Origin of the sequence: Streptomyces sp. NPDC051740, from assembly GCF_044453165.1 — a bacterium.
Classification (GTDB): domain Bacteria; phylum Actinomycetota; class Actinomycetes; order Streptomycetales; family Streptomycetaceae; genus Streptomyces; species Streptomyces atrovirens.
Map to the genome: position 1 here is coordinate 1 of NZ_JBITCL010000039.1, position 19158 is coordinate 19158.

General features: G+C 71.5%; 15 protein-coding genes. 8 read left to right on the forward strand and 7 right to left on the reverse strand.

The window, feature by feature from the left end:
* The first annotated feature begins 383 nt into the window (after nt 1–383).
* A complete protein-coding gene (locus ACIA6T_RS34560) occupies nt 384–1439 on the forward strand; it encodes an LLM class F420-dependent oxidoreductase (RefSeq protein ID WP_399450466.1) in 1056 nt (351 codons plus the stop codon).
* 225 nt (nt 1440–1664) lie between these two features.
* Nucleotides 1665–2453 carry a ferritin-like domain-containing protein gene (locus ACIA6T_RS34565; protein ID WP_399450467.1) on the forward strand — a complete coding sequence of 263 codons (789 nt, stop codon included), beginning with the start codon at nt 1665–1667 and terminating at the stop codon, nt 2451–2453.
* Between the two features lie 40 nt (nt 2454–2493).
* Here the strand turns inward: ACIA6T_RS34565 and corA are convergent, their stop codons facing one another.
* Entirely contained in the window at nt 2494–3489 is a 996-nt protein-coding gene (gene corA / locus ACIA6T_RS34570) for a magnesium/cobalt transporter CorA (protein ID WP_399450468.1), read from the reverse strand.
* A 62-nt stretch (nt 3490–3551) separates the two neighbouring features.
* On the opposite strand from corA, the gene ACIA6T_RS34575 reads away from it, so the two are divergent.
* The 4 genes from ACIA6T_RS34575 to mshC all read left to right on the forward strand — a co-directional run bounded on the left by ACIA6T_RS34575 (nt 3552) and on the right by mshC (nt 7293).
* Nucleotides 3552–4238, forward strand: coding sequence for a histidine phosphatase family protein (locus ACIA6T_RS34575; protein WP_399450469.1), 687 nt, complete (start codon nt 3552–3554; stop codon nt 4236–4238).
* Between the two features lie 89 nt (nt 4239–4327).
* Nucleotides 4328–4918, forward strand: a complete 591-nt coding sequence (locus ACIA6T_RS34580) for a DUF3090 domain-containing protein (RefSeq protein ID WP_073933622.1) — start codon at nt 4328–4330, stop codon at nt 4916–4918.
* Nucleotides 4882–5715 carry an SCO1664 family protein gene (locus ACIA6T_RS34585; protein WP_399450470.1) on the forward strand — a complete coding sequence of 278 codons (834 nt, stop codon included), beginning with the start codon at nt 4882–4884 and terminating at the stop codon, nt 5713–5715. The genes ACIA6T_RS34580 and ACIA6T_RS34585 overlap by 37 nt, the downstream gene beginning before the upstream one ends.
* Before the next feature lie 348 nt (nt 5716–6063).
* A complete protein-coding gene (gene mshC, locus ACIA6T_RS34590) occupies nt 6064–7293 on the forward strand; it encodes a cysteine--1-D-myo-inosityl 2-amino-2-deoxy-alpha-D-glucopyranoside ligase (protein ID WP_399450471.1) in 1230 nt (409 codons plus the stop codon).
* Nucleotides 7294–7344: 51 nt separating this feature from the next.
* On the opposite strand, the gene ACIA6T_RS34595 is transcribed toward mshC, so the two are convergent.
* The 6 genes from ACIA6T_RS34595 to ACIA6T_RS34620 form a co-directional block, all read right to left on the reverse strand.
* Nucleotides 7345–8397 (reverse strand): PAC2 family protein, encoded by a 1053-nt coding sequence (locus ACIA6T_RS34595; protein ID WP_399450472.1) that lies wholly within the window; start codon nt 8395–8397, stop codon nt 7345–7347.
* A gap of 126 nt (nt 8398–8523) precedes the next feature.
* Entirely contained in the window at nt 8524–9195 is a 672-nt protein-coding gene (locus tag ACIA6T_RS34600) for a FadR/GntR family transcriptional regulator (protein ID WP_399450473.1), read from the reverse strand.
* Between the two features lie 135 nt (nt 9196–9330).
* Nucleotides 9331–10947 (reverse strand): FAD-dependent oxidoreductase, encoded by a 1617-nt coding sequence (locus ACIA6T_RS34605; protein ID WP_399450474.1) that lies wholly within the window; start codon nt 10945–10947, stop codon nt 9331–9333.
* Between the two features lie 8 nt (nt 10948–10955).
* Complete coding sequence (glpK, locus tag ACIA6T_RS34610) at nt 10956–12494, reverse strand: glycerol kinase GlpK (protein WP_399450475.1); 1539 nt, start codon at nt 12492–12494, stop codon at nt 10956–10958.
* Nucleotides 12495–12559: 65 nt separating this feature from the next.
* On the reverse strand, nt 12560–13354 hold the full coding sequence (locus ACIA6T_RS34615) for an MIP/aquaporin family protein (RefSeq protein WP_399450476.1): 795 nt from the start codon (nt 13352–13354) through the stop codon (nt 12560–12562).
* Nucleotides 13355–13688: 334 nt separating this feature from the next.
* Complete coding sequence (locus ACIA6T_RS34620) at nt 13689–14453, reverse strand: IclR family transcriptional regulator (protein WP_399450477.1); 765 nt, start codon at nt 14451–14453, stop codon at nt 13689–13691.
* A 299-nt stretch (nt 14454–14752) separates the two neighbouring features.
* Between ACIA6T_RS34620 and metH the strand changes: the two genes are divergently transcribed.
* Together metH and ACIA6T_RS34630 are read left to right on the forward strand one after the other, a co-directional pair.
* The gene (gene metH, locus ACIA6T_RS34625; protein ID WP_399450478.1) at nt 14753–18265 is read left to right on the forward strand and encodes a methionine synthase; all 3513 of its coding nucleotides are present in this window, start codon (nt 14753–14755) and stop codon (nt 18263–18265) included.
* Between the two features lie 118 nt (nt 18266–18383).
* Nucleotides 18384–19085 carry an HAD family hydrolase gene (locus ACIA6T_RS34630; protein ID WP_399450479.1) on the forward strand — a complete coding sequence of 234 codons (702 nt, stop codon included), beginning with the start codon at nt 18384–18386 and terminating at the stop codon, nt 19083–19085.
* The last annotated feature ends 73 nt before the right edge of the window (nt 19086–19158 follow it).

The following is a 19158-nucleotide window of genomic DNA, read 5'->3' on the forward strand; positions in this document are numbered from 1 at the left end:
ACGACGAGTCGCCCGACCACACGGGCCCTCGGCGCCCCCCCCCCCCCGGCCCCCCCCCCCCCCCCCCCCCGCGCCCCCCCCCCCCCCCCCCCCCCCCCCCCGCCCCCACCCCGGGCGCCCCCCCCCCCCCCCCGCCCCGCGCCCCCCCCCCGCCCCCCCCCCCCCCCCCCCCCCCCCCCCCCACCCCAACCCCCCCCCCCCCCCCCCCCCCCCCCCCCCCCCCCCCCCCCCCCCCCCCCCCCCCCCACCCACCCACCCACCGACCGCGGGCGCTACCCCAGCCCCCACCGGAGGGACAGCGGCGCCGCAGGCATCCCACCCACCCACCGGAGGTATATGGTCTCCGCACAAGCGACGTTACTCATCGGTAAGGGGAGACGGCCATGCAGCTAGGGATCAACCTCGGCTACTGGGGTGCCGGAATGGACGCGGACAACCTCGCCGTGGCCCAGGAGGCGGACCGCCTCGGATACGCCGTCTGCTGGGCCGCGGAGGCCTACGGCTCCGACGCCGCCACCGTACTCACCTGGGTCGCCGCCCAGACCCACCGCATCGACGTAGGCTCGGCCATCTTCCAGATCCCCGCCCGCCAGCCCGCGATGACCGCGATGACGGCGGCCACCCTGGACTCCCTCTCCCAGGGCCGCTTCCGCCTCGGCCTCGGCGTCTCCGGCCCCCAGGTCTCCGAGGGCTGGTACGGCGTCAAGTTCGACAAGCCCCTCGCCCGCACCCGCGAGTACGTCGAGATCATCCGCAAGGCCATGACCCGCGAACGCCTCACCCACGACGGCGAACACTGGACCCTCCCCCTCCCCGGCGGCCCCGGCAAACCCATCAAGCTCACCGTGCACCCCCAACGAGAGCACATCCCCCTCTACATCGCCGCCATCGGCCCGAAGAACCTCGAACAGACCGGCGAGATCGCCGACGGCGCCCTGCTGATCTTCCCCTCCGCCGACCACTTGGAGGACACCGCCGTCAAGCACCTCCGCGCGGGCCGTGAGAAGGCCGGCAAGACCCTCGACGGCTTCGACATCTGCCCCACCGTCCCCCTCGCCGTGGGCGACGACAAGGACGTCACCACCCTCGCCGACACCTTCCGCCCCTACACCGCGCTGTACGTCGGCGGCATGGGCAGCCGCAAGCAGAACTTCTACAACCAGCTCGCCCGGCGCATGGGCTACGAGCAGGAGGCCGCCGAGATCCAGGACAAGTACCTGTCCGGTGACAAGCAGGGCGCAGCGGCAGCCGTCCCCCACGACCTGATCGACCGGACGACCCTCCTCGGCTCCGTCGACCGCATCGCCGACCGGATGAAGGCCTACGCCGCCGCCGGAGTCACCACCCTCACCCTCGCCCCGGCCGGCTTCACGCTCGACGAGCGCCTGGCGTCGCTCCGGGCCGGCACCGAGGCCCTGGAACGCGCGGGCCTCGCGTAGTCCTCACGGCCGTGGTGGGGGCTCGGGGGTCCACCCCGCCACGGCCGTCACCCACACCAACGCCCGCCGGCCCGCCCGGTTACGCTCCCGCGCCCCTGTCCCGTACTCCTTTCGGCGGAGTCGCCCGACACTCCTGTTGCCGCCCCCGGCCCCGCGCACTTGACTCTTTCTTTGCGGAACTTCGGAACTTCGGAACCGCGAGAGCCCGCGGAGAGGTGGCCCACCATGCTTTCGGCCAAGAGTCTGTTCCAGGAGATCCTCGACAACGACGAGTCCTTCGCCCTGTTCTGTTCCATCGCCGCGAGCGGCGAGTCCCAGGGCGGCTGGGAGAACGCCCGGATCGCCGCGCTGGTACCCGAGGCCCAGCGCGAACTCGCCCCCAAGATCACCAGGCACGGCGCCGACGAGGACAAGCACGGCCGCATCTTCAACGCCCTGATGAGGAAGCGCGGCCTGAAACCCGTCCCGGTCCCCCCGGAGACCGACTACACGATGCTCCTCGAGAACAAGGGCATCGGCCTGGCCCACGGCCGGCTGAAGCGCGACGAACCGCTCACCGTGCGGGACATCGTCACCTACCTCGCCCACAGCAGGGTCACCGAACAACGCGCCTCCGAGCAGATGGACCTGCTCCGCAGGCACTTCGCCGACCACCCCGACCTCGGCCGCGCGGTCAGGATGATCTCCGACGACGAGGACAACCACCTCGCCTACTGCCACGAGGAGCTGCTGCGCTTCGCGTACGCCGGACACGGCCGCGCGATCCAGCGCACCCTGCGCGCGTGCGCGCTCGCGGAGATCCGCGTCTACCGGGACGTCAGCCTGGCGGTGATGGCCCACATGGGACGCATCCTGGGCTGGCCCGGGCCCAAGGCGGCGGTCCTCGCGGCAGGCATCCACGCGGTGTACGCGTACGAACGCCTGGGCGGCTGGCGCCGCATGGTCTCCCTCAGGATGCCCGACCGCCGCAACGCGCTCGGCGGCCCCGCCACCCCGGAACCGAAGTTCGCGTGACCGGACACCGGACACCGGAGACCAGAGACGGGCACAGCCCTCACATCCACCCCCGCCGCTTGAACAGGCGGAACAGCAGCACCTCGAGCGCCGCCATCACCACGATCACCACCGGATAGGACCACTCCCACCGCAGCTCCGGCATGTGCTCGAAGTTCATCCCGTAGATCCCCGCGAGCATCGTGGGGATCGCGGCCATGGCCGCCCACGCGGAGATCTTCCGCATGTCGTCGTTCTGCCGCACGCTCATCTGCGCCAGGTGCGCCGAGAGGATGTCCGAGACCAGCCGGTCCAGCCCCTCCACGGACTCGTTCACCCGGGTGAGGTGGTCGTGCACGTCACGGAAGAAGGGCCGCGCCCTGTCCTCCACGAACGGCACCCCCACCCCGTACGAGCCCACCCCCGCGAGCCGCGTCATCGGCATCGCCAGCGGCCCGGTCGCGCGGCGGAACTCCAGGATCTGCCGCTTGAAGTTGTAGATCTTCGACGCGGTGTGCCGCGATCCCCCGCCGTCGGGGGTGAAGACCTCCGCCTCCAGCTCCTCCAGGTCGGTCTGCAGCTCGGTCGCCACGTCCAGATAGTGGTCGACGACGGCGTCGGCGATCGCGTACAGCACCGACGTGGGCCCCTCGCCCAGCAGTTCGGGCTCCCGCTCCAGCCGCTGCCGTACGGCTTTGAGCGGCGCGCCCTCGCCGTGCCGCACGGTCACCGCGAAGGAATCACCGAGGAAGATCATGACCTCTCCGGAGGAGACCGTGTCGCTCCGCGGCTCGTACACGACCGGTTTCAGCACCACGAAGAGCGAGTCGTCGTACACCTCCAGCTTGGGCCGCTGATGGGCTTTGAGGGCGTCCTCGACGGCCAGCGGGTGCAGGCCGAACTCCTGCGTGACCAGGTCGAACTCGTCCGCTGTCGGCTCGTGCAGCCCGATCCAGACGAACCCCCCGGCCGACCGCGCCTCGTCCAGCGCGTCGGAGAAGTCATGGGGCCCCTCCGACCGATGCCCCTCCCGGTAGATGGCACAGTCGACGATCACGAAGCGCACTCTCCTCTCTCTCGACGGACATCACACCCGCGCGTACGCCTACCCTGGGCCGCATGCCCACGTTGCTCCTGGTCCGGCACGGACGTTCCACCGCCAACACCGAGGGACTGCTCGCCGGGTGGACGCCCGGTGTCGCCCTCGACGACCGCGGCGCCGCCCAGGCCGCCGCACTGCCCGGACGGCTCGCCGGGCTGCCGCTGGCCGAGATCGTCACCAGCCCGCTCCAGCGCTGCCAGGAAACGATCCGGCCGCTGCTGGAGGAACGCCCCGGTCTCACCCCGCACACCGACGACCGCATCGGCGAGTGCCACTACGGCGACTGGTCGGGCCGCAAACTCGTCGAGCTCAAGGACGAGCCCCTGATGGAGGTGGTGCAGGCGCACCCGTCGGCGGCGGCGTTCCCCGGCGGGGAGTCCATGCGCGCGATGCAGACGCGCGCCGCCGAGGCGGTGCGCGAGTGGAACGCGCGCGTGGAGCGTGATCACGGCGCCGACGCCGTGTACCTCATGTGCTCGCACGGCGACATCATCAAGTCTCTCGTCGCGGACGCACTCGGACTTCATCTCGACCTCTTCCAGCGGATTGCCGTTGAACCGTGTTCCATCACCGCGATCCGTTACACACGGCTGCGTCCCTTTCTCGTCCGCCTCGGCGACACCGGTGACTTCGCGTCCCTGGCGCCGCGCGAGGAGCCGCCGGCCGGTGACGCCACGGTCGGGGGCGGCGCGGGCGCACCGTGATCGTCGGGCGCAGTAGGGTGAAGCGGTCGCAGTAGTGCGTTCCCGTTCACACAGCCGCCCGTACCCACGACTCTCAATGGAGACAGGACGTGTCCCGTCAGGTGTTCCTCTACGACCAACCGGAACGTTTCGTGGCCGGCACGGTCGGGCTGCCAGGGCGCCGTACGTTCTTCCTCCAGGCCTCCGCCGGCTCCCGGGTGACCAGCGTGGCCCTGGAGAAGACCCAGGTCGCGGCGCTCGCCGAGCGGATGGACGAACTGCTCGACGAGGTCGTGCGCCGCAGCGGCGGCAGCGCCGCGGTGCCCGCGATGACGCCGGCCGAGACCACCGACAGCGCCCCGCTGGACACCCCCGTGGAGGAGGAGTTCCGCGTCGGCACCATGGCGCTCGCCTGGGACGGCGAGGAGCAGCGCATGATCGTCGAGGCGCAGGCGCTCGTCGAACTGGACGCCGACTCCGAGGAGGACCTCGCCGAGGCCGAGGAGCGGCTGCTCCAGGACGAGGAGAACGGGCCCCCGATGCTCCGCGTCCGGCTCACCGGCGCGCAGGCCCGGGCCTTCGCCAAGCGCGCCCTCGACGTCGTCAACGCCGGGCGGCCGCCGTGCCCGCTGTGCAGCCTCCCGCTCGACCCGGAAGGACACGTATGTCCGCGCCAGAACGGATACCGCCGCGGAGCGTGACGGCCGCCGACCCGGCCGCCGCCGTGCTGCTCGCCGAGGGCGAGCTGACCGTGCGCGGACGCATCCGTGAGGCGTCGAACGCGGCGCTGTACTGCACCGTCACCCACGAGGGACGCGAGGCGGCCTGCGTCTACAAGCCGGTCGCCGGGGAGCGGCCCCTGTGGGACTTCCCCGACGGCACGCTCGCCGGGCGCGAGGTCGCCGCGTACGCGGTCTCCGAGGCGACCGGCTGGGGCCTCGTCCCGCCCACCGTGCTCCGTGACGGCCCCTACGGCGAGGGCATGTGCCAGCTGTGGATCGAGACGGCGCCCGGCGCTGAACTCCTCGCCCTGGTCGACGGCGAGGAACCGGAGCCGGGCTGGAAGGCGATCGGCTTCGCCGAGGTCGGCGAGGGCCGCACCGCGCTGCTCGTGCACGCCGACGACGAGCGGCTGCGCCGGCTCGCCGTGCTCGACGCGGTGGTCAACAACGCCGACCGCAAGGGCGGGCACCTGCTGCCCACCGCCGAGGGCCTGCTGTACGGCATCGACCACGGGGTCACCTTCAACGCCGAGGACAAGCTCCGCACCCTGCTGTGGGGCTGGGCGGGGGAGCCCCTGACCGCGGAGGCGCTGGACGTCCTCAAGGGCCTCAGAACGGCCCTCACCGACAACGGCGCCCTCACCACCGCCCTGACCCCCCTCCTCACCCGCGCGGAGATCGACGCCACCCGCGCGCGCGTCGAGACCCTCCTCACCACCGGCACCCACCCACAACCGGGCGGCGACTGGCCGGCCATCCCCTGGCCCCCGGTCTGAACGAGACGGCGGCCCCTCTGAAACGGGACCGGCGGTCCGTCCGAAACGGGATGGCGGCCTGGTCTGAACGAGATGGCGGCTTCTCCGGAGCGGGATGGCGGCCCGGTCTGAACGAGACGGCGGCCCCTCCGGAGCGGGACGGCGGTGCGTCCGGAGCGGGGCCAGCGGTCCGTCCGGAGCGGGACGGCGGCCCGGTCTGAACGAGACGGCGGCCCCTCCGGAGCGGGACGGCGGTGCGTCCGGAGCGGGACCGGCAGCACGTCGGGCGCCGCGGCGCAAGAGCGCCTTCCCGGTCATCCGGCCTGCTCCCGTTCGTTTTCCGAACCGCGGTCCGGTTAGGCTCATGACATGCATGCCTGGCCCGCTTCCGAGGTCCCCGCCCTGCCCGGTCAGGGCCGCGACCTGAGGATCCACGACACCGCGACCGGGGGCCTGATCGCCTCCGACCCCGGTCCCGTCGCCCGTATCTACGTCTGCGGCATCACCCCCTACGACGCCACCCACATCGGACACGCGGCGACCTACAACGCGTTCGACCTCGTGCAGCGCGTGTGGCTCGACACCAAGCGGCAGGTTCACTACGTCCAGAACGTCACCGACGTCGACGACCCGCTGCTGGAGCGGGCCGACCGGGACGGCCTCGACTGGGCCGAGCTCGCCGAGCGCGAGACCGCGCTGTTCCGTGAGGACATGACGGCCCTGCGGATGCTGCCCCCGCGCCAGTACATAGGCGCCGTGGAGGCGATACCCGGCATCGTCCCCCTCGTCGAGCGGCTGCGTGACCTCGGCGCGACCTACGAGATCGACGGCGACGTCTACTTCTCCGTCGAGTCCGACCCGCACTTCGGCCAGGTCTCGAACCTCGACGCCGCCGCCATGCGGCTGCTGTCCGCCGAACGCGGCGGCGACCCGGACCGTCCGGGCAAGAAGAACCCCGTCGACCCGATGCTCTGGATGGCCGCCCGCGAGGGCGAGCCGAGCTGGGACGGCGGCTCCCTCGGCCGGGGCCGCCCCGGCTGGCACATCGAGTGCGTGGCCATCGCCCTCGACCACCTCGGCATGGGCTTCGACGTCCAGGGCGGCGGTTCCGACCTGGTCTTCCCGCACCACGAGATGGGCGCCTCGCACGCCCAGGCGCTCACGGGCGAGTTCCCCATGGCCAAGGCGTACGTCCACGCCGGCATGGTCGCCCTGCACGGCGAGAAGATGTCCAAGTCCAAGGGCAACCTGGTCTTCGTGTCCCGGTTGCGGCGCGACGGCGTGGACCCGGCGGCGATCCGGCTGGCGCTGCTCGCCCACCACTACCGCGCCGACTGGGAGTGGACCGACCAGGTCCTCCAGGACGCCGTGACCCGCCTCGGCCACTGGCGTGCCGCGGTCTCCCGCCCCGACGGTCCGCCCGCCGAGGCGCTGGTCGAGGAGATCCGCGAGGCGCTCGCCAACGATCTGGACGCCCCGGCCGCGCTGGCCGCCGTCGACCGCTGGACCGTCCTCCAGGAGGAGAGCGGCGGCACGGACACCGGCGCGCCCGGCGTCGTCTCCCGCGCGGTGGACGCGCTGCTCGGCGTGGCGCTGTAACCGGACGCGACGACGAAGGGGCGCCCCGTTCGCAACGGGGCGCCCCTTCGCTCAGTCCTCCGACGACTCGTCGCCACCCGAATCCGAGCCCGAGCCCGAGCCCGAATCCGAGTCCGAGCCCGGATCCAGGCCCGATCCCGGACCAGTGTCCGTCTCCGGTCTCGGCGGCCGCGGCGGGCGGTTGCGCCCGCCCGGACCCTCCCGCCGGTACGACGTACCGTCCGAGCCGTCGGCCGTGGCATGTCCGCCGGGCGGGCCCGACGCCCCGTCACGGCGCCGCAGATAGCGCTCGAACTCGCGGGCGATCGCCTCCCCCGACGCCTCCGGCAGCTCGGCGGTGTCCCGGGCCTCCTCCAGCGTCTGGACGTACTCGGCCACCTCGCTGTCCTCCGCGGCCAGTTGGTCCACACCCACCTGCCAGGCACGCGCGTCCTCGGGCAGCTCACCCAGCGGGATCCGCACGTCGATCAGGTCCTCCAGGCGGTTCAGGAGGGCCAGCGTGGCCTTCGGGTTGGGCGGCTGCGACACGTAGTGCGGGACCGCCGCCCACAGCGACACCGCGGGCACGCCCGCGTGCGCGCACGCCTCCTGGAGGATGCCGACGATGCCCGTGGGACCCTCGTACTTGGTCTCCTCCAGGTCCATGCGGCGGGCCAGGTCCGGGTCGGACGTGGTCCCGCTGACCGGGACCGGCCGGGTGTGCGGGGTGTCACCGAGCAGCGCGCCCAGCACGACCACCAGCTCCACGCCGAGTTCGTGCGCGAAGCCGAGGATCTCGTTGCAGAACGAACGCCACCGCATGGACGGTTCGATGCCGCGGACCAGCACCAGGTCGCGCGGCTTCTCGCCGCCGACCCGGACCACCGACAGCCGCGTCGTCGGCCAGGTGATCTTGCGGACCCCGCCGTCCATGAACACCGTGGGGCGGTTCACCTGGAAGTCGTAGTAGTCCTCGGCGTCCAGCGCCGCGAACACCTCGCCCTTCCACTCCCGGTCCAGATGCGCGACCGCGGTGGAGGCGGCGTCACCGGCATCGTTCCAGCCCTCGAACGCGGCCACCATGACCGGGTCGATCAGCTCGGGAACCCCCTCGAGCTCGATCACCCAGCGCCTCCTTCCGACGTGCCCTCGCGTACGCCCCAACCTTACGGCGTGCCCACGGGGCGCCCGCAGCCCCCTCACAAGGGGAGTGACCCCATCACTGCCCCGTGGGGCGCCGGGAAACACCCCTCACAGCGTGGACCGCAGCCACTGCTCCACGCTGGCGATGTGCACCGTCGCCCAGGACCGCGCCGCCTCCGCGTCCCGGTCCCGCAGGGCGGCGAGGATGGCCCGGTGCTCGTGCAGGGTGCGGCCGACCGAGTCCTTCTGGGTGAGCCCGCGCCAGATCCGGGCCCGGGTGGTGGGACCGGACAGACCGTCGAGCAGGGAGCACAGCACGGAGTTGCCGGAGCCACGCACGATGCCCCGGTGGAACTCCAGGTCGGCGGCGACCAGGTCCTCCACCGACGGTTCGTCGCCGAGCCTGTCCAACTGCTCCGACAGCGCTTCCAGTTGCTCCTCGCCGATCCGGGTGGCCGCGAGGGCCGTCGCGGCCGGCTCCAGGATGCGGCGTACGGCGAGGAACTCCAGGACCGTGTCGTCGCGGTGGAAGTCGACGACGAAACTCAGCGCCTCCAGCAGGAGTTGCGGGTCGAGACTGGTGACGTAGGTGCCGTCGCCCTGCCGCACGTCCAGGATGCGGATCAGCGACAGGGCGCGCACCGCCTCGCGCAGCGAGTTGCGGGACAGCCCCAGCTCGGCCGCCAGCTCGCTCTCCTTGGGCAGCCGGGCGCCGGGACGCAGCGCACCCGAGACGATCATCCCCTTGATCTTCTCGATCGCCTCGTCGGTCACTGCCATACCGCGCCTCCCTGCGGACCAGACATCCGATGTATCCAGCCCATTATGTACGGGACCGGGGGCGGCTCCGTCGGCGCGGAGCCGTCCCCGGTCCCGTATGCCGGCTCCCGCGCGGGGGAGCCGGGGGAGCGCAGGTCACTTCTTGTCGAGGATCTCCTGCACATCGGCGCGGACCTCGTCCGTGGCCAGGCCCCGGATCGTCAGCGTCGTACGGCGGCGCAGCACGTCGTCCGCCGTCTCCGCCCACTCGTGGTCCCGGGCCCAGACGACCTGCGCCCAGATCTCCGGGGCGTCCGGGTGGACGCGCCGGGCGAGCGCCGGGTCCTCGTTGGCCAGGCGGGCGATGTCGAAGGCCAGCGAACCGTAGTGGGTGGCCAGGTGCCTGGCGGTGTCCGCCGCCATGCGCGGGCCGGGCGCCGGGCCGTCGACCAGCAGCCGGTGGGCCACCGCGCGGGGGTTGGCCACGCCCGGCAGCGGCAGCTTCTTCGGCAGCGAGGCGACCGGCTCGAAGTCGTCGCCCAGCGGGTGGCCGGGCAGCGCCTGGAGCTTCTGCATCACCGTACGGCCGATGTGGCGGAAGGTGGTCCACTTGCCGCCCGCGACGGACAGCATCCCGCCCCGGCCCTCGGTGACGACGGTCTCCCGCTTGGCCTTGGCCGTGTCCCCGGGGCCGCCGGGCAGCACCCGCAGACCGGCGAAGGCGTACGTGATCAGGTCCCGGTCGAGCTGCTGGTCGCGGATGGAGAACGCGGCCTCGTCGAGTATCTGCGCGGTGTCCTTCTCGGTGACCGCGACGTCCGCCGGGTCGCCCTCGAACTCCTCGTCGGTGGTGCCGAGCAGCAGCATGTCCTCCCAGGGGAGGGCGAAGGTGATCCGGTACTTGTCGATCGGCGTGGCCAGCGCGGCCTTCCACGGGGAGGTCCGCTTCAGGACCAGGTGCGCGCCCTTCGACAGCCGGATGGACGGCACGGCGTCCGGGTCCTCCATGCGGCGCAGGTGGTCGACCCACGGGCCGGTCGCGTTGAGCACGAGCCGGGCGTTCACGCCGAACTCGTCGCCCGAAAGACGGTCGCGCAGCTCGGCGCCGGTGACCCGGCCCCGGGTGAAGCGCAGACCCGTCACCTCGGCGTGGTTGAGGACGACCGCGCCCGCCTCGGCCGCCGCGCGGACCGTCATCAGCGCCATGCGCGCGTCGTTCATCTGGTCGTCGCCGTACACGGCCACGGCCTTGAGGTTGTCGGTGCGCAGCTCCGGCACGTCCTGCGCGGCCTTGGCCGGCGAGAGCAGGTGCCCGACGCCGTCGCCGAAGGCGGACAGCGCCGAGTACGCGAAGACACCGGCGCCGAGCTTCGCCGCGCCGTGCGGCCCGCCCTTGTACACGGGGAGGTAGAACGTGAGCGGGTTCGCCAGGTGGGGAGCCACCTGGCGGGAGACCGCACGGCGCTCGAAGTGGTTCTCCGCCACCAGCTTCACCGCGCCGGTCTGCAGGTAGCGCAGACCGCCGTGGAGCAGCTTGGAGGAGGCGGAGGAGGTGGCGCCGGCGAAGTCACCGGCGTCCACCAGGGCCACCCTGAGGCCGGACTGCGCGGCGTGCCAGGCGGTGGAGATGCCCAGGATGCCGCCGCCGATCACGAGAAGGTCGTACGACGCCTTGGAGAGCTGCTCCCGGGTCTCGGCACGGCTCGGGTTCGGGCCGGACGCCGGGTGTGTCCCCAGGGCAGGTACGGACTGCAGGGTGGACTGGGTGGTCATGGCGGTTCTTACTCCTCGTCCTCGAGCCAGCCCATGGTCCGCTCTACGGCCTTGAGCCAGCTCTTGTACTCACGGTCGCGGGTCTCCGCGTCCATGCGGGGGGTCCACTCGGCGGCCCGCCGCCAGTTGGCGCGCAGGTCGTCGGTGCTGTTCCAGAAGCCGACGGCGAGGCCGGCGGCGTAGGCGGCACCGAGGCAGGTGGTCTCGGCGACCATCGGACGCACCACGGGGGCGTCCAGGAAGTCCGAGAGCGTCTGCATCAGCAGGTTGTTGGAGGTCATGCCGCCGTCGACCTTGAGGGCGGTCAGCTCCACGCCGGAGTCCTTCGTCATGGCGTCCGCGATCTCCCGCGTCTGCCAGGCGGTGGCCTCCAGCACGGCGCGCGCGAGGTGCGCCTTGGTGACGTACCGGGTCAGGCCGGCGATCACACCGCGGGCGTCGGAGCGCCAGTACGGGGCGAACAGGCCGGAGAAGGCCGGCACGAAGTAGGCGCCGCCGTTGTCCTCGACGGTCAGGGCGAGGGTCTCGATCTCGGCGGCGGTGGAGATCAGGCCCATCTGGTCGCGCATCCACTGCACCAGCGAGCCGGTGACGGCGATCGAGCCCTCCAGGGCGTAGACCGTGTCCTGGTCGCCGATCTTGTAGCCGACCGTGGTCAGCAGCCCGCTGTAGGAGTTGATGATCTTGTCGCCGGTGTTCATCACCATGAAGGTGCCGGTGCCGTACGTCGACTTGGTCTCGCCCTCGGCGAAGCAGGTCTGGCCGAACAGGGCCGCCTGCTGGTCGCCGAGCGCGGAGGCGACGGGGATGCCGCCGAGCAGCTCGCCCAGCCGGCCGCCGGTGATCTCGCCGTAGACCTCGGCGGAGGAGCGGATCTCGGGCAGCATCGCCAGCGGGACGCCGATGGACTCGGCGATCCTCTCGTCCCACTGCATGGTGTGCAGGTTCATCAGCATCGTGCGGGACGCGTTGGTGACGTCGGTGACGTGGTGGCCGCCGTTCACACCGCCGGTCAGGTTCCAGATGACCCAGGTGTCCATGGTACCGAAGAGGATGTCGCCCGCTTCGGCGCGCTCCTTGAGGCCGTCGACGTTGTCGAGCAGCCAGCGGGCCTTGGGACCGGCGAAGTAGGAGGCCAGGGGCAGGCCGGTCTCGCGGCGGAAGCGGTCCTGGCCGACGTTGCGGCCGAGCTCGCGGCAGAGGGCGTCGGTGCGGGTGTCCTGCCAGACGATGGCGTTGTGGACCGGCTCACCGGTGTTCCTGTCCCACAGCACGGTGGTCTCGCGCTGGTTGGTGATGCCGATGGCCTTGATGTCGTCGCGGGTGATGCCGGCCTTCTCGATGGCCCCGGCGACGACCTCCTGGACGTTGGTCCAGATCTCGATGGCGTCGTGCTCGACCCAGCCGGGCTTGGGGAAGATCTGCTCGTGCTCCTTCTGGTCGACGGAGACGATGCGTCCGTCGCGGTCGAAGACGATGCAGCGGGAGGAGGTGGTGCCCTGGTCGATGGCGGCGATGAACGGGCCGGCGGTGTGGGCGTCGGTCACTGTGTGCTCCTGGAGTTCCTTGGTTACGGGGCGGTACGTACGGCGCTGTGACAAGATGCCGGGGCCTACGCGAAGGCGACGTTGTAGAGGCCGGCCGCGAGGGCACCGCCGATCAGCGGGCCGACCACCGGGATCCAGGCGTAGGACCAGTCGGAACCACCCTTGTTCGGCAGCGGCAGCAGGGCGTGCACGACGCGCGGGCCGAGGTCACGGGCCGGGTTGATGGCGTAACCGGTCGGGCCGCCCAGCGACAGACCGATCGAGACGACGACGAGCGCCGTGATCAGACCGCCCAGCACGCCCAGGCCGTTGCCCGCGTCGTTCAGGCCCTGGGTGAGGATGGCGAGCAGCAGCACGAAGGTGCCGACGATCTCCGTGGCGAGGTTCTGCACCGTGTGCCGGATCTCCGGGCCGGTGGAGAAGACGCCGAGCACCGGGCCCGCGCCCTTCTCCTGCGCCTCGACCGCCTTGGCGGCGGTGGCCTGCGCCCCCGGACCGCCGACGATCTCCTTGTCGGTGAGGTGGGCCAGGAACTGGCCGTAGTAGGCCACCCAGACCAGAGCCGCGCCGATCATCGCGCCGAGGAACTCTCCGGCGAAGTAGACCGGAACGTTGCCCCACTCGCCGTCCTTGAGGGCGAGCGCCACGGTGACGGCCGGGTTGAGGTGGGCGCCGGAGAGCGGTCCGGCGATGTAGACCGCCGTCATGACGGCGAAGCCCCACCCGAAGGCGATGGCGAGCCAGCCGGCGTTACGGGCCTTGGAGGCCTTCAGCGTCACGGCGGCACAGACGCCGCCACCGAGCAGGATGAGTATGGCGGTACCGATGGTCTCGCCGATGAAGATGTCGGAGCTGGACACCCGCGACTCCTTTGTCCTTCGTCCAGGGAAGCCGACCCCCGGGTCCCACCGGGGATTGGCGCCCTCAGGGGATGAGAGCGATGCCGGCCCTTGGCGTTGTCACACTCTAACTCGTATTGCCGGTAGGTGTTCGACAATGCCGACCGATGGACGGGAGTCTTTCCCGGCGCCTCGCGGGCGTCAAGAGTTTGGTTATCGAAAACGCGATCGTTATTGATCGCCCCGGGTTATCGATCTTCGCGACGGTTGTGTGGACTCGTACCCTGTATGCCCCTTCCGGGACATGCCGAGGACCGGGACGCCGTACGGCGCCCCGGTCGTCTCCGTGTTCCGCTCAGAACCGCCCGGCGCCCAGGTCCCGCGACACCGCGCGGGCGCAGTCCCGTACCGCCGCGATCAGCTCGGGCCGCAGCTCGCCGTCCCGGCGCAGCCGCTCCACCGCCCCCGTGATGCCCACCGCGCCCACCGGCATGCGCCGCCGGTCGTGGATGGGGGCGGCGACGGCGGCGACGCCCTCCCAGGTCTCCTCCACGTCCGCCGCGTAACCACGCGCGCGGGTGAGGTCGAGGATGTGCTCGAAGGCGTCCAGGTCGCACACCGTGCGGTCGGTGAAGGCCTTGCGGTCGGCCTCCAGGGCCTCGCTGTGGGCCACCGGGTCGTAGGCCGACAGCACCTTCCCCAGGGCCGTGGAGTGCAGCGGCTGCATGGCCCCTATCTCCAGGACCTGCCGGCTGTCGTCCGGCCGGAAGACGTGGTGCACGATCAGCACGCCCTGCTGGTGCAGCACCCCGAGGTAGACGCTCTCGCCGCTGGAGCGGGCCAGGTCGTCCGTCCACACCAGGGCGCGCGCCCGCAGCTCGTGCACGTCGAGATAGGTGGTGCCCAGGCGCAGCAGCTCGGCGCCCAGCTGGTAGCGCCCGGAGGCGTCGTCCTGCTCGACGAACCCCTCCTGCTGGAGGGTGCGCAGGATGCCGTGGGCGGTGCCCTTGGCGAGGCCCAGCGACGAGGCGATGTCCGACAGGCCGAGCCGCCGCTCGCCGCCCGCCAGCAGGCGCAGCATCGCCGCCGCCCGTTCGAGCGACTGGATGTTCCGTGCCATCGCCGTACTGCCTCCGTCCCCTTCGGCCGTCTACCCGCGACGCGCCGCTGCCGCTGTTCGGCATTGTCGAACACTACCGGTCGATGCCGACCTCCCGCCAATGGTCGGACGTGATCGGTTCCGCCACTCGTGCTCCGTGCGTCGGTTGTCGGCCATCATCGTCCGCCCCGTGGACGCCCCGGACATCAGGGAGCGGTCCCGGATACCCTGGCGAGGTGCGCCCAGCCGGGGACGCTCCGTGAGGGGATCCCGGGCAGCCGCAAAGCCGACAGCCGTCGCACCCAGAGGGAGCCCCTTTCATGGCCTCGTTGCCGCAGACCCCTTCCGCCGACAGCCGGACCCGTGTGTCCGCCCTCCGCGAGGCGCTCGCCACCCGGGTGGTGGTCGCCGACGGAGCCATGGGCACCATGCTCCAGGCCCAGGACCCCACGCTCGAGGACTTCCAGGACCTCGAGGGCTGCAACGAGATCCTGAACCTGACGCGCCCGGACATCGTCCGTTCGGTCCACGCCGAGTACTTCGACGCCGGGGTCGACTGCGTCGAGACGAACACCTTCGGCGCCAATCACACCGCCACGGCGGAGTACGACATCGCCGACCGCGTGTACGAACTGTCCGAGGCCGGGGCCCGCATCGCCCGCGAGACGGCCGACGAGTACGCCGCGCGCGACGGCCGCACCCGCTGGGTGCTCGGCTCGGTCGGTCCCGGCACCAAGCTGCCCACCCTCGGCCACGTCGCCTACGCCACCATCCGAGACGGCTACCAGGCGAATGCCGAGGGCCTGCTGGCCGGCGGCGCCGACGCGCTGATCGTGGAGACCACGCAGGACCTGCTGCAGACCAAGGCGTCGATCCTCGGCGCCCGCAAGGCCATGGAGGCGACCGGCGTCGAGGTGCCCCTGCTGGCCTCCATGGCCTTCGAGACGACCGGCACCATGCTGCTCGGCTCGGAGATCGGCGCGGCGCTGACCGCGTTGGAGCCGCTGGGCATCGACATGATCGGGCTGAACTGCTCCACCGGCCCGGCCGAGATGAGCGAGCACCTGCGCTTCCTGGCCCGCCACTCCCGCATCCCGCTGCTCTGCATGCCCAACGCCGGCCTGCCGGTCCTCACCAAGGACGGCGCGCACTTCCCGCTCGGCCCCGAGGGCCTGGCCGACGCCCAGGACACCTTCGTACGGGACTACGGCCTGTCCCTGGTGGGCGGCTGCTGCGGCACCACGCCCGAGCATCTGCGTCAGCTCGTCGAGCGCGTCCGCGACGTCACCCCGCCCGAGCGTGCCCCCGAGCCGGAGCCGGGCGCGGCCTCCCTCTACCAGAGCGTGCCGTTCCGCCAGGACACCTCCTACCTGGCCATCGGCGAGCGGACCAACGCCAACGGGTCCAAGAAGTTCCGCGAGGCCATGCTGGAGGGCCGCTGGGACGACTGCGTCGAGCTGGCCCGCGAGCAGATCCGCGAGGGCGCGCACATGCTGGACCTGTGCGTGGACTACGTGGGCCGTGACGGCGTCGCCGACATGGAGGAGCTGGCCGGACGGTTCGCCACCGCCTCCACCCTGCCGATCGTCCTGGACTCCACCGAGGTCGACGTCATCCGGGCCGGGCTGGAGAAGCTCGGCGGCCGCGCGGTCATCAACTCGGTGAACTACGAGGACGGGGCGGGCCCCGAGTCCCGGTTCGCCCGGGTCACCCGGCTGGCCCAGGAGCACGGCGCCGCGCTGATCGCGCTCACCATCGACGAGGTGGGCCAGGCCCGCACCGCCGAGAAGAAGGTCGAGATCGCCGAGCGGCTGATCGACGACCTGACCGGCAACTGGGGCATCCACGAGGAGGACATCCTCGTCGACTGTCTGACCTTCACCATCTGCACCGGCCAGGAGGAGTCCCGCAAGGACGGCCTGGCCACCATCGAGGGCATCCGCGAGCTGAAGAAGCGCCACCCCAAGGTGCAGACCACGCTGGGCCTGTCGAACATCTCCTTCGGCCTCAACCCGGCCGCCCGCATCCTGCTGAACTCGGTCTTCCTCGACGAGTGCGTCAAGGCCGGCCTGGACTCGGCGATCGTCCACGCGTCGAAGATCCTGCCCATCGCCCGGTTCAGCGAGGAAGAGGTCACCACGGCCCTCGACCTCATCTACGACCGCCGCGCCGAGGGCTACGACCCGCTGCAGAAGCTGATGGCGCTCTTCGAGGGCGCCACCGCCAAGTCCCTCAAGGCCGGCAAGGCCGAGGAACTGGCCGCGCTGCCCCTGGAGGAGCGCCTCAAGCGCCGCATCATCGACGGCGAGCGCAACGGCCTGGAGGCCGACCTGGACGAGGCCCTCCAGGAGCGGCCCGCGCTCGACATCGTCAACGACACCCTCCTGGACGGCATGAAGGTGGTCGGCGAGCTGTTCGGCTCCGGCCAGATGCAGCTGCCGTTCGTGCTCCAGTCCGCCGAGGTGATGAAGAACGCCGTCGCGCACCTCGAGCCGCACATGGAGAAGACCGACGAGGCCGGCAAGGGCACCATCGTGCTGGCCACCGTGCGCGGCGACGTGCACGACATCGGCAAGAACCTGGTCGACATCATCCTGTCGAACAACGGCTACAACGTCGTCAACCTCGGCATCAAGCAGCCGGTCTCCGCGATCCTGGACGCCGCCGACGAGCACAAGGCCGACGTCATCGGCATGTCCGGGCTGCTGGTGAAGTCCACGGTGATCATGAAGGAGAACCTGGAGGAGCTCAACCAGCGCGGCCTGGCCGCCGACTACCCGGTGATCCTCGGCGGCGCCGCCCTCACCCGCGCCTACGTCGAGCAGGACCTGCACGAGATCTACCAGGGCGAGGTCCGCTACGCCCGCGACGCCTTCGAGGGCCTGCGCCTGATGGACGCCCTCATCGGCATCAAGCGCGGTGTGCCCGGCGCCCAGTTGCCCGAACTGAAGCAGCGCCGGGTCCGCGCGGCCACCGTGGAGATCGAGGAGCGGCCCGAGGAGGGGCACGTCCGCTCCGACGTCGCCACCGACAACCCGGTCCCCACCCCGCCCTTCAGGGGCACCCGCGTCATCAAGGGCATCCAGCTCAAGGAGTACGCGAGCTGGCTCGACGAGGGGGCCCTCTTCAAGGGCCAGTGGGGCCTGAAGCAGGCCCGCACCGGCGACGGGCCGACCTACGAGGAGCTGGCCGAGACCGAGGGCCGGCCGAGGCTGCGCGGACTGCTCGACCGGCTCCAGACGGAGAACCTGCTGGAGGCGGCCGTGGTCTACGGCTACTTCCCGTGCGTCTCCAAGGACGACGACCTGATCATCCTGGACGAGCAGGGCAACGAGCGCACCCGCTTCACCTTCCCGCGCCAGCGCCGCGGCCGCCGGCTGTGCCTGGCGGACTTCTTCCGCCCGGAGGAGTCCGGCGAGACCGACGTGGTCGGCCTCCAGGTGGTCACGGTCGGCTCGAGGATCGGCGAAGAGACCGCCCGGATGTTCGAGGCCAACGCCTACCGGGACTACCTGGAGCTGCACGGGCTCTCCGTACAGCTCGCGGAGGCCCTCGCCGAGTACTGGCACGCGCGCGTGCGCTCCGAACTCGGCTTCGCGGGCGAGGACCCGGCCGCGATGGAGGACATGTTCGCCCTGAAGTACCGGGGCGCACGCTTCTCCCTCGGCTACGGCGCCTGCCCCGACCTGGAGGACCGCGCCAAGATCGCCGATCTGCTCGAACCCGAGCGCATCGGCGTGCGGCTCTCCGAGGAGTTCCAGCTGCACCCCGAGCAGTCCACGGACGCCATCGTCATCCACCACCCGGAGGCCAAGTACTTCAACGCCCGCTGAGGCGCCAGGAAGCCGCACCAGGCGTTCCGGGCGCACACGACGTACACTGGTCGGTCCATCGCAGGCCGGTTCCCCCCGTGGGAACCGGCCTGGTCGTCCCTGTGAAGGAGGTACGCGGATGACCAGTACGGTCCCCGCGCTCGGAACCCAGACGGCCGAGGGGTCGGCCCTGCAGGCCGTCCTCCTCGACATGGACGGCACCCTGGTGGACACCGAGGGCTTCTGGTGGGACGTCGAGGTCGAGGTCTTCGCCTCCCTCGGCCACACCCTCGACGATTCCTGGCGCCATGTCGTGGTCGGCGGCCCCATGACCCGCAGCGCGGGGTTCCTCATCGAGGCCACCGGCGCCGACATCGGCCTGCCCGAGCTGACGGTGCTGCTCAACGACGGCTTCGAGGACCGTATCGACCACGGCCTGCCGCTGATGCCGGGCGCCGCGCGGCTGCTCGCCGAGCTGTCCGAGTACGCGATCCCCACGGCGCTCGTCTCCGCCTCCCACCGGCGCATCATCGACCGGGTGCTGAAGACGCTGGGCCACCGGCACTTCGCCCTGTCGGTCGCCGGCGACGAGGTGCCGCGCACCAAGCCGCACCCCGACCCGTATCTCGCGGCCGCCGCCGGGCTCGGTGTGGACCCCGTACGGTGCGCCGTCGTCGAGGACACGGTGACCGGTGTGACCGCCGCCGAGGCGGCTGGCTGCCAGGTCGTCGCGGTGCCCTCGGTGGGCCCGATCACCCCGGCCGTCCGGCGGACGGTCGTGTCCTCCCTGGAAGTCGTGGACCTGACATTCCTGCATGGTCTGATGACGGAAATGCGCTAGGCGTTCACCCAGCGCAGCGGTGTTACCGCCGGAATTCCCGCCACTCGGCTTCCCGGGCCCGGACGCACGCGCC